The organism is Commensalibacter melissae (assembly GCF_009734185.1).
Classification (GTDB): Bacteria; Pseudomonadota; Alphaproteobacteria; order Acetobacterales; family Acetobacteraceae; genus Commensalibacter; species Commensalibacter melissae.
Map to the genome: position 1 here is coordinate 921,926 of NZ_CP046393.1, position 11,472 is coordinate 933,397.

The following is an 11,472-nucleotide window of genomic DNA, read 5'->3' on the forward strand; positions in this document are numbered from 1 at the left end:
GGTATAAAAATAGATGTCTCTTGCCTCTTTTATCCATCTTCGTAATCATTCTGCATATTCACTAAGTCAGGGGGCTATTCGCATACCTCAAATGGTTAAGCTGGCCAAGACAATGAACATGCCAGCTATCGCAATTACGGATACAGGAAATCTGTTTGGAGCATTGGAATTTTCAAAAACCTGTGTTGATGCAGGCATACAGCCGATTATTGGATCCCAGATCGGTATTCCCGTTTTTGGTGAGCAACCGCGTCATATTACAAATTGGCCAATTGTTTTGTTGGCTCAAAATGAAATTGGATTGTTGAATTTACAATTTCTTTCATCAGAAGGTTTTCTAAAAGGAGATCCATCGGATCCCTTTGTCAATGTAGATACAATATGTGAACATTCAGAGGGTTTGATTCTTTTAACTGGTGGAACACGCGGACCTATATTTCAATTATTATCTGAAGGTCAGGAAAAGCATGCATCTATGTTGCTTGAACAGTTTGCAAAAGCTTTTCCAGGGCGTTTGGCTGTTGAATTGCAACGTCATAATCTGGCTGAGGAAAAATCGGTTGAGCCAGGTTTAATTAATCTGGCAGATCGGTATGGCTTACCCCTTGTAGCAACAAATGAATGTTTTTTTCCGACTCCTGAATTGTACGAGGCGCACGATGCGCTAATTTGTATTGCGCAGGGATGTACTGTTGATATGCAGGATCGTTGGAAAGTTACACCTGAACACTGGTTCAAGCCACCGGAAATGATGTGCGCTCTGTTTTCGGATCTTCCTGAAGCATGCGGTAACACGATTGAAATCGCAAAACGGTGTGCAGTTAAAATTGAAACCAGAAAACCTATGCTGCCACATAGTAGAAAAATAAAGGCGGGGACAACGGCCGAGGATACGCTTGAACAAATGGCAAAATCAGGTCTGGAAAAACGTTTGATATCCATTTGCGATCTTACACAAGATCATCGCCAGAAATATGTAGATCGTCTTGATTACGAAATAAATATTATCAAGAATATGGGCTTTTCAGGTTATTTTCTTATAGTTGCTGATTTTATTCAATGGGCCAAGGAACATGATATTCCTGTCGGACCGGGAAGGGGATCTGGGGCAGGATCCTTGGTGGCCTGGGCATTGACGATTACTGATTTGGATCCTTTGCGCTTTAATTTGCTGTTTGAGCGCTTTTTAAATCCTGAACGTGTTTCAATGCCGGATTTTGATATCGATTTTTGTCAAGACCGGCGAGATGAAGTCATTGAATATGTAAGACAAGCCTATGGAACCAACCAGGTAGCACAGATTATAACTTTTGGAAAATTGGCTGCGCGTGCTGCTGTTCGTGATGTTGGTCGTGTTCTTGGATTTCCTTTCGGAATGGTCAATAAGGTTGCTGAACTCATACCAAACAATCCCGCCCATCCAGTTACCTTGAAACAGGCCATTGAAACTGAACCTAGATTACAGGAAATGCAGGCAACAGATGAAAATATACATCGTCTTTTACAAGTGGCTTTGCAGTTGGAGGGATTATACCGACATGCAGGTACGCATGCAGCGGGTGTGGTCATAGGGGACCGTCCGCTGGTTGAACTTGTGCCGCTTTATCGTGATCCGAAAAGTGATATGCTTGTTACGCAATATAATATGAAATTTGTCGAACAGGTTGGGTTGGTTAAATTTGACTTTTTAGGATTAACCACCCTGACGATTTTGCAGCGAGCTGTTAAAATGCTGGAAAAGTTGGGACAACATATTGATCTGTCGAAAATTCCGCTTGATGATACCCTGACTTATGAAATGTTGAGTCGAGGTGAATCCGGAGGCGTTTTTCAATTTGAAGGCGCCGGGATGCGTGATGTTTTGCGTCAAATGCAGCCCAGTCGTATAGAGGATCTGATTGCCGCTGTCGCTTTGTACCGACCAGGCCCGATGGCCAATATTCCCGATTATTGTCGACGTAAGCACGGAGAGGAATGGCAATCACCGCATGAAAAAATAAGGGATATTCTTGAAGAGACTTATGGCATCATGGTCTATCAAGAACAGGTCATGCAAATTGCCCAGAGATTGGCTAATTATAGTCTTGGAGGGGCGGATCTCTTACGTCGAGCAATGGGTAAGAAAATTCGTTCCGAAATGGATAAGCAGCGTGAGATTTTTACTGAAGGTGCAACTAAAAATGGTATTGATCGGCAAAAAGCGATAGAGATATTTGATTTGATGGCGCGGTTTGCTGATTATGGGTTCAATAAATCCCACGCTGCTGCTTATGCTCTGGTTTCTTATCAGACAGCATGGATGAAAGCGAATTATCCAGTGGCTTTTTTTGCCGCATGTATGTCACTGGCACGAGAAAAAACGGATAAATTAGCCATTCTTCGACAAGAGGCGAAAAGAATTGGTATTTCTGTCTTGCCTCCTGATATCAACAAATCCGGTGCTGATTTTGAAATTGAAAAAAAACCTGATGGCAGTTTGGCTATACGCTATGCATTAGCTGCAGTTAAAAGAGCGGGTTTTAGCGCTATGGAAGCCTTGGTTCATGATCGGGATGGTCGAGATTTCAAAAATCTTGCAGATTTTGCCGAACGCATTGATTATCAGAATTTAAATAAGGGCCAACTTGAAAATCTTGCCAAGGCGGGTGTTTTTGATTCAATCGAAAATAACAGACATATGGTTTTTGCATCAGCCGAAGTGATTTTACGGAGAGCCCATGCACGAAAAGAGGAAAAAGCAAGTGGCCAAATTGGATTATTTCAAAATGCCACGGCACAAATGGCAGAACCGTTAAAAATTAACAGTGTGGCTGAATGGCCCGAAATTGAACGGTTAACTTTGGAAGCTGAAGCAATAGGCTATCATATGACAGCTCACCCACTAGATTCGTTTAGGGCTTTACTGATCAAATTGGGAATACAACCGATAAATAATCTCGAAACAATTGCTCGTTCCGGAGAGGGAAGAATTAAACTTGCTGGCTGTATATTAAATTGTAAGGAACGTCCTACCCGTAAAGGGACCAAAATGGCTTGGGTTGGATTATCGGATAAAACTGGAGCCTGTGAGATAACTTTTTTTTCTGAAAGTTTGAACCGTTTCCGTGATTTGCTTGTAACTGGTAAAATGGTTATCGTAACGGTTGATTTAAGGTTGGATGCAGAAAATTTGCGTATAACGGCAAATCACGTGGAAGATCTTGAAACAGCGATATCCGGTTTGGTCAAGGAACTCAAAATATGGATTGATGACGTCCAGGCTGTAGAAACAATTTCAAAATTGCTGGAAAATACGCAGAAAGGCAATGGTAAAATCATTTTAATTCCCAATCTTGTTCAGCAACAAGAGGTGGAAATTTTATTACCAGGATACTATAATGTATCACCCGTTCTTGCACAGCATATCAAAGTGATCAATGGCGTTGAAAAAGTAGATCAATTCTAAAAAATAAAAAATTATAATAAAATTTTTTGAAATAATTTGTTAATCGGGCTGGTTAAAACATCATAAATAATAAATAGTTATTAATATTTTACAATAGGTTTAATCAGTTATAAATCATAGAGATTTGAATGATAGAGAATAAGATCAAAAGAATTACTGTTCCCCAGATATCGGCGAAAAAAAATAAGGAACCAATTGTTTCCTTGACTGCCTATACTGCTTCAGTTGCACAAATTGTGGATCATCATGTTGATTTGATACTTGTGGGTGATTCACTCGGGATGGTCATTTACGGATTTGACACGACTTTGGCCGTGACAGTTGAAATGATGATCGAACATGGCAAGGCTGTTATGCGTGGATCAAAAAATGCGTGTGTGATGGTTGATTTACCTTTCGCCTCCTATCAGGAAAATCCGCAGCAGGCCTTTAGGAACGCAGCACGCATATTGCAGGAAACTGGTGCAGCAGCAGTTAAACTGGAAGGTGGGGAGGAAATGGCCGAAACCGTTGAATTTCTTGTCAAAAGAGGTATACCTGTTTGTGGACATGTTGGATTGATGCCGCAAGCTGTTCAAACCATGGGTGGGTTTAAAATTGCAGGAAAAAATGCCAAACAAATTGAAAAAGTCATGCGGGATAGTAATGCTATTGCCAATGCGGGTGCTTTTGCAATTGTTTTGGAGGGAGTGGTTGAATCAGTGGCAAAAACAATTACAGAACAATTATCAATTCCAACAATTGGAATTGGTGCTTCTCCAGCCTGTGATGGACAAGTCTTGGTATGTGATGATATTTTTGGCGTTTTTCAGGGATTTAAACCAAAATTTGTTAAACGGTATGCCCAAATTGGTCAAACAATGGAAGAGGCAGTCAAATCTTATGCCATGGAAGTCAGATCCAGAACTTTTCCAAGCGCTGAATTCTGTTTTGAAAAATAGACCAAATATTTCTTGTTAAGGTTTTGAAAAAGGCGAGCATTCATTGATGCATCGCCATTTTTGATATATCTAGGATTATGCTAATGCGGCTGCAATACGTTTTGCAAATAATGTTGGATCAGATGGCATTTCCCCATCCTGTATTTTTGCAAGATCAAGCAGTATAAATGCAGCTTCATCTATATTCTCGCCTGAATTTACTTTCTTGATTAAAGATTTGATTAAATTATGATTAGGATTAATTTCCAGAACAGGTGGGGCTGAAGGAATCGAGCGATCGTTACGACGCATTAAACGTTGCATCTGTAAATCGGGTCCATCCTCTTTTGCAGCCAAAATTACAGGACTGTCAACAAGGCGTGTCGTCATGCGAGCATCCGTAATTTTGTCTTTCAAACTTTCCATCAAAGTTTTTAAAAGTTTTTCTTCTTCCTCGCTGTTGGATCTTTCCTCCTTTCCCATAAGTTTATCGAGATCTTCCTTGGCACGGGTAATGCTGCGTAAAGGTTTTTCCTCAAATTTTCCAAAACGATCAGGCCAGAAAGCATCCACGGGATCAGTGAATAATAAAACCTCGATTCCTTGTGCCTTGAAACCTTCAAGATGAGGTGAGGTTTTTAAGACTTCAAGGGAATCTCCAGCCAAGAAATAGATGGCCTCCTGATTTTCTTTCATACGTCCCACATAGTCGGAAAGACTTGTCAAACCATCAACGGTAGATGAATAGAATCTTGAGATTTTGGCAATTGTATCATTGTTTTCATTGGGTTCCCAAAGTCCTTCTTTAAGAACTGCCCCGAAAAGTTCCCAAAACTTTGTATATTTTTCTTTATCTTCCGAAAGTTTTTTTAATTCACTGATCACACGGTTAACAAGGTTCTTACGAATACGTGCAAGAACGGGTGTGTTTTGTAGCATTTCCCTGGATACATTTAGGGGAAGATCTTCAGTATCCACAATCCCCTGAATGAAACGTAACCAAGGTGGAAGCATGTCCGCTTCATCAGTAATAAACATACGGCGTACATGCAATCGTACCTTGCTTTTTCTTTCTTGATCGACTGGTGCGAATGGAGAAACCATTCCGGGAATAAATAACAAAGAAGTGAATTCAATCACGCCTTCAGCATGCCATAAAAGCGTAGCCAGTGGTTTGTCAAATAAATGGGTTACATGACGATAGAATTCATCTAGTTGTTCATCGGATATATCGCCACGTGGTTTTGTCCAGATTGCTTGACCTTCATTGGCGGATGTTTCTTTGTCATCCTGTTTAATCGTAATGGGCCAGGCAATATGATCTGCCCATTTACGGATAATATTCTCCAGTCGCATGCTTTCCAAATATTCTTCAGCATCTTTTTTAATATGAAGAATAACATCTGTACCAGGTGTATTTCTTGTTGAGGAAGCGATACTATACTTACCTTTACCTTCAGAGTTCCATGCCCAGGCTTCATCCGATCCGGCACGTCGTGAAATCACCTCAACTTTATCCGCCACCATGAAGGCTGAATAAAATCCAACACCAAATTGACCGATGAGGTTAACACGATCTTCGGGTTTGGCATCCTTGAGCTGTTTTTCAAACGCTCTTGTTCCTGATTTTGCAATGGTTCCAAGATTTTGGATCATCTCATCCTTACTCATACCGAGACCATCATCACTGATCGTTAATAAATTTCCCTTTTTATCAACGGTTAAAAATATTTGGGGTTTATCGGGCAAGGCAACTGTTTGATTGGTAAGCGATTCAAAACGTCTTCTATCCAATGCATCTGCAGAGTTGGCAATTAATTCTCTTAAAAAAATTTCTCTCTCTGAATAAAGTGCATGAACAACCAGATCCATAAGGCGTTCAACTTCTGCACTAAAATTGTGTTGTTCTTCAGCATGCGTAGATGTTGCATCACTCATTTTCACTTGTAAGCCTTTATCATATTTATGGGTTAAAATTAAATTTGAATTAATTATATAACAAAATAAACTGGAAATTAACGAAGACAATTAATAATTTTTTTTGGTAACAATTAAATTTTTAAAATTTCTTTCCACTGACTGGTAATCATAATCAGAAATTCAGTCATAATTTTTTGAATTCTAAAAAAATTTTCATTGAGTTGGAAACATTCTTCATTCAAATACAATTTTTTATTTATTTCAATTTGTAAAACATGAATATTTTTAAAAGGATTTCCATAATGACTGGTAATATACCCTCCTGCATAAGGTATATTTTTTTTCACTGTCAAGCCTTTTGATTGAAAATATCTAGCAGTCTGGTTTATTAACAGCGGGCAACAGCTTTTTGAAAAATTGTCCCCTAATATTATATCTGCAAAGGCAGGGGTTTGGATGCGTGGGGATGGCATTGAATGTACATCGAGGATGATGCCTCCATTGAAACGGTTTTTAAAGTTATGAATAAAATTTTTAATTTGTTGATGATAGGAAAACCAATAATTTTGAATTAGTTTTTCAATATGGGTAAATGAAAGATAATATTTGAAAATAACTTTTCCTGAATTGCTGATTTTATGAACTGTTCCAATTCCGTTTTTTACCCGAGCGGATTCTGTATCACACCATGGGGGAAGTTGTTCTTTGAACATTTTTGGATCAAGTTCCCATGCCCATCGATTGAGATCACAGAAAATACGGGATAATTCTGCATTTAACAAACTTCCACCATAATTAGATACATGATGAAAAAGTTCATGGACAAAACTGTCTTCACTCTTGCGTAATTCATCCAAGGGTAATCTTGTTAGTTCAAGCAAATTCTGTGGATAGAATTGTCCAGAATGAGGTGAGCTGACTAAAAACGGTAAAACATTATTATCAGGTTTTTGTAAATGATATATTTTTGTTTTATGAATTGGCACAAAATAACCTTGCTAACGGAAAAAAAGAATGATTTTATATAAAATATTTTATTTTTTTGCATTTGACCACTTGCGCTTTTAAACCAAGATGTGTATCAAGCAGTTTATCAAACGTTAAGATGGGCGCATAGCTCAGCGGGAGAGCACTACCTTGACATGGTAGGGGTCACAGGTTCAATCCCTGTTGCGCCCACCATCTTATCATAACCGTGAAAAAAACTAATCATCATTCAAAAATTATTGTCTTTCGTTTATACGTATAATCATCATAATTTACCTGTATAATTTAAAAAACATCTAAAATTTCCTGTTTGTGTATTGGATAAAATGATGATTAATAATATTTATTGTGTTGGCAGAAATTTTGCTGAACATGCAAAAGAATTGGGAAATCAAATCGAATCTGTCCCCGTAATTTTTAGTAAACCCAACACCTCCTTGGTAGAGGGAGATACAATTATCCTACCTGATTTTTCACAGGATATTCATTATGAAACAGAAATTGTATTAAAGATTTCCCAGGATGGTTTTAAAATTTCGGAGAACAAAGCCGAAAATTATTATGATGAAATCGCTCTTGGCCTTGATTTGACGGCTAGAGACCTGCAAACAGCATTGAAAGAGAAAAAATTACCCTGGTTTTTGGCAAAGGGTTTTAAAGATTCCTGTTACCTTTCCTCTTTTGTAAAAAAGGAACTGTTATCTCATCCTATTTGCTTTTCAATGAAATTAAATGGAAAAGAGCGTCAGAGAGGTAATAGCAATAACATGATATTTAATTTCAGCAAGATTATATCCTATATTAGCCAGTTTGTTCCATTAAAAAAATCAGATGTGATTTTCACTGGTACGCCAAAGGGTGTAGGCAAACTGAAATCTGGGGATCAAATATCACTCTTTTTGCAGGAAAATGAAATTGCTATAGTGAAAGTAAAATAATTACATAATTTTTAATTAAAATTATTTGGTAAGCCAATGTATTTTAATCGACATAAAAGGGTAATAGCGATGAGGCGAAGACAATTTTTGGCAAATTCTATTGGCACAGCAGTTATGGCAGTTGGAAGTGGAAAATTTGTTTTTTCGAATATACCCGTTTTTGCGAGATCATCATCCGAATATAAATCCTTTCTATTCAATATATATCAACAGGCTGTTCAGTTAGGAATGAATGCCTCTATTATGAGGCATGCTTTGAATTATTCTTTACCGAATAAAAAAGTGATTGAACTTGATCATAAACAGCCAGAATTTGTCATGACATGGCAACAATATTACAAAAAAGTCATAACAGTAGAAAAAATAGAACAAGGTCGCAATAAATTTCATGAACTTCAAACGTTTTTGACTGCCCTTTGGCAGAGTTATGAAGTTGATCCTTCTATACTAGTTGGAATATGGGGAATAGAATCCTTTTATGGCAAATTTCTCGGAAAATTTAATGTTATTGATGCTTTGGCAACTTTGGCTTATGAAGGTAGAAGAGCTAAATTTTTCAAAATTGAGCTCATGAATGCATTAAGAATTCTTAATCATAGAAATATCAATCCCGAAAATATGATGGGCAGTTATGCTGGTGCAATGGGTCAGCCCCAATTTATGCCCAGTGCATATTTACGGTATGCGGTTGATTTTTCAGGAAACGGTCATCCAAATATTTGGACAAATGAAAAAGATGTACTGGCTTCAATTGCCAATTATCTGAAGAAAAATGGTTGGCATGGATCTGAACCCTGGGGACAAAAAATTTTATTGCCAAATGATTTCAATGGTTCATATATCGGACATCATGTTTCAAAAACACTTGGTGAATGGAAATCAATGGGTGTTAAGCGATCAGATGGTTCGGATTTTTCCCGTCTGGATATTTATGGCAGTATTTTGAAACCGGATGAGAAAAATAATAATGGTTTTATGATTTATCATAATTTTAATGTAATACGCCGCTACAACCCTTCGGATTATTATGCACTTGCAGTCGGATTGCTGGGAGATGCGATGATTGCATAAAATGATTGTTTTTTTGTAATATAAATATAAAATAACAAAATATTAATTTTGTGAATTTGAATTATATCGTGAAAAAATATTTATTTTCTCTATTGTTGATAAGTATAGCCTGTTGTACCAAGGAAGAAAAACCGTTGCAACCAGCTCAGATTCACTATGTAGTTGGTCAACCTTATCAGGTTGGGGAACAATGGTATTATCCAGAGGAAAATTTTGCCTATCATTCAACAGGTTTGGCAGTTATATCCAAAAATCAGAAAGATAAAGTGACTGCTGATGGGGAATATTATGACCCGCAACGTATGACAGGCGCACATCCCACATTGCAATTACCGAGTATTATAAAAGTTCGCAATGTTGACAATGGTAGGGAAATTTTAATTCGTTTAAATGATCGTCCATCATCTTATCCTTCAAGATTGTTGGAATTGACGCCAAAAGCTGGTGAATTATTGGGAATTTCAAACGGGCAAACAGCGAAAATCGAAATTGTTGAGGAAGAAAATCAAAGCCAAAATCTTGCTTTTGAAATGCCCAATGGTCCGCAAACGGAAATGAAAGTTAACACTGCGCCTTTGGATACAATCATGGTTGAAAATCTGAATGGCAAATCAAGCGAAAATGATGCGAAAAAAAAATCAGATCCCACTTTCCAAAAAGCATTAAATTCTTCATTAATATTAAAAGATTTGCCCGTCACTTTTACGCAAGGTCAAATTACAGGGGGGCAAATATGGATTGATTGTGGCTCTTTCACCTTGCGAATTTATGCTAATAAATTGGCGGCACGTATTGGTGGGAGAGTGATCTATAGTTTTGAAGGAGGGCGCAGAATATTGCATGTTCGTTCTGGTCCCTATCAATCAGTCGAAAGTGCTGATCAAAATCTTGATTATTTGTTAAAATCTGGCATTAAGGGTGCCAAAATTATAGTTGAATAGGAACAAGCGTGCATACTCGTAGATCAATATTGACTGGAATTAGTGGCGTAGCTGCATCTCTGGCTCTGATAGATTCAAATTCAGCAAGTGCCCGAAGAGCCATTCGTAAGGCGGCAGGAAGGAAATTCTCGTCAGCAACTCAAGAAACGGTTTCGAATGGTCCACCAGCCGTAACACCAATAGGTCTTTTTGATACGTTGGCACAATACGCCTTTATCATGGATTATAATACAGGTACCGTTTTGATGGATAAATTGGCAGACCAACCTATGCATCCGTCGTCTTTGACAAAAATCATGACCTGTTATATTGTTTTTGCCATGCTGCGAACCGGGCGTTTAAAACTTGATCAGTTGCTTCCCGTAAGTGAGAAAGCCTGGAAAATGCAGGGATCAAAAATGTTTGTTCCCCTGAATGGACAAGTTTCTGTCCAGGATTTGATCCAGGGTGTTGTTATACAGTCCGGGAATGATGCCTGTATTGTACTTGCCGAAGGAATTGCCGGATCTGAACAGCAGTTTGTATCCATGATGAATGAAATGGCGCCCAAGATGGGATTGCGGAATTCTCATTTTATGAACTGTACCGGATGGCCGGATAGCAATCATCTGATGTCTGCCCGTGATATTGCTCTGATAGCCTATCATCTTATTCATGATTATCCCGAATACTATCATTTTTTTTCCGAAAAAGAATTCACTTTTAATAAAATCACCCAGGGCAATCGAAATGTTTTGGTAGACAAAGGGCTTGCGGACGGTTTGAAAACAGGACATACTGATGCTGGCGGTTATGGATTATGTGCCAGTTCTGAACGGAATGGTCGTCGGGTCATAATGGTGGTCAATGGATTAACCTCGATGAATATGCGGGCCCATGAGAGTGAACGTTTGATAGAATGGTCTTTCAATCAATTTGAAAATGTTAAGTTATTCAATAAAGGGGATATTGTTGAACAGGCACCAGTTTGGATGGGAGCACAAGAAACAGTTCCGCTGGTTGCAGGTGAAAATCTTGTTTTAACCTTGCCTGTCGGGATGCGTGAAAAATTGAAGGTAACCCTTGATTATAATGCCCCTTTGTCCGTACCTGTTATGAAAGGACAAAATGTTGAGGCCTCTCTGTCCGTAAAAAATGGTGGAATTACTGTACAAGTTCCCATAATAGCTGGTGAGACTGTTGAAAAAGCTAATATTATTTCACGTATGATGAAAAATGTAAGCTATCGATTAACGAATAAAAATTAATCA

General features: G+C 38.2%; 8 protein-coding genes and 1 tRNA gene. 7 read left to right on the plus strand and 2 right to left on the minus strand.

Annotation, left to right across the window (positions count from 1 at the left end):
- The first annotated feature begins 13 nt into the window (after positions 1-13).
- Together dnaE and panB are read left to right on the plus strand one after the other, a co-directional pair.
- Positions 14-3,445: a DNA polymerase III subunit alpha gene (gene dnaE, locus GN303_RS04115; protein WP_110438957.1), complete on the plus strand. Its 3,432-nt coding sequence runs from the start codon at positions 14-16 to the stop codon at positions 3,443-3,445.
- A 128-nt stretch (positions 3,446-3,573) separates the two neighbouring features.
- Positions 3,574-4,386, plus strand: coding sequence for a 3-methyl-2-oxobutanoate hydroxymethyltransferase (gene panB, locus GN303_RS04120; protein ID WP_110438958.1), 813 nt, complete (start codon positions 3,574-3,576; stop codon positions 4,384-4,386).
- A gap of 75 nt (positions 4,387-4,461) precedes the next feature.
- On the opposite strand, the gene htpG is transcribed toward panB, so the two are convergent.
- Both htpG and GN303_RS04130 read right to left on the minus strand, forming a co-directional pair.
- Positions 4,462-6,303 (minus strand): molecular chaperone HtpG, encoded by a 1,842-nt coding sequence (htpG, locus tag GN303_RS04125; protein ID WP_110438959.1) that lies wholly within the window; start codon positions 6,301-6,303, stop codon positions 4,462-4,464.
- A gap of 113 nt (positions 6,304-6,416) precedes the next feature.
- Positions 6,417-7,271 (minus strand): N-formylglutamate amidohydrolase, encoded by an 855-nt coding sequence (locus tag GN303_RS04130; protein ID WP_110438960.1) that lies wholly within the window; start codon positions 7,269-7,271, stop codon positions 6,417-6,419.
- Positions 7,272-7,392: 121 nt separating this feature from the next.
- Here GN303_RS04130 and GN303_RS04135 point away from each other — a divergent pair.
- From GN303_RS04135 to GN303_RS04155, 5 genes are all read left to right on the plus strand, one after another.
- Positions 7,393-7,467: transfer RNA gene (locus GN303_RS04135), tRNA-Val, on the plus strand.
- A gap of 131 nt (positions 7,468-7,598) precedes the next feature.
- Positions 7,599-8,210, plus strand: coding sequence for a fumarylacetoacetate hydrolase family protein (locus GN303_RS04140; protein ID WP_197037474.1), 612 nt, complete (start codon positions 7,599-7,601; stop codon positions 8,208-8,210).
- A gap of 69 nt (positions 8,211-8,279) precedes the next feature.
- Complete coding sequence (locus tag GN303_RS04145; RefSeq protein WP_110438962.1) at positions 8,280-9,281, plus strand: lytic murein transglycosylase; 1,002 nt, start codon at positions 8,280-8,282, stop codon at positions 9,279-9,281.
- Between the two features lie 68 nt (positions 9,282-9,349).
- Positions 9,350-10,222, plus strand: a complete 873-nt coding sequence (locus GN303_RS04150; RefSeq protein WP_110438963.1) for an SPOR domain-containing protein — start codon at positions 9,350-9,352, stop codon at positions 10,220-10,222.
- An 8-nt stretch (positions 10,223-10,230) separates the two neighbouring features.
- A complete protein-coding gene (locus tag GN303_RS04155; RefSeq protein WP_110438964.1) occupies positions 10,231-11,469 on the plus strand; it encodes a D-alanyl-D-alanine carboxypeptidase family protein in 1,239 nt (412 codons plus the stop codon).
- The last annotated feature ends 3 nt before the right edge of the window (positions 11,470-11,472 follow it).

Bases quoted from the DNA above. Each gene is read 5' to 3' on its own strand.
- GN303_RS04145 (WP_110438962.1), top strand. From the start codon at position 8,280: ATGAGGCGAAGACAATTTTTGGCAAATTCTATTGGCACAGCAGTTATG.
- GN303_RS04140 (WP_197037474.1), top strand. From the start codon at position 7,599: ATGATGATTAATAATATTTATTGTGTTGGCAGAAATTTTGCTGAACAT.
- panB (WP_110438958.1), top strand. From the start codon at position 3,574: ATGATAGAGAATAAGATCAAAAGAATTACTGTTCCCCAGATATCGGCG.
- dnaE (WP_110438957.1), top strand. From the start codon at position 14: ATGTCTCTTGCCTCTTTTATCCATCTTCGTAATCATTCTGCATATTCA.
- htpG (WP_110438959.1), bottom strand. From the start codon at position 6,303: ATGAGTGATGCAACATCTACGCATGCTGAAGAACAACACAATTTTAGT.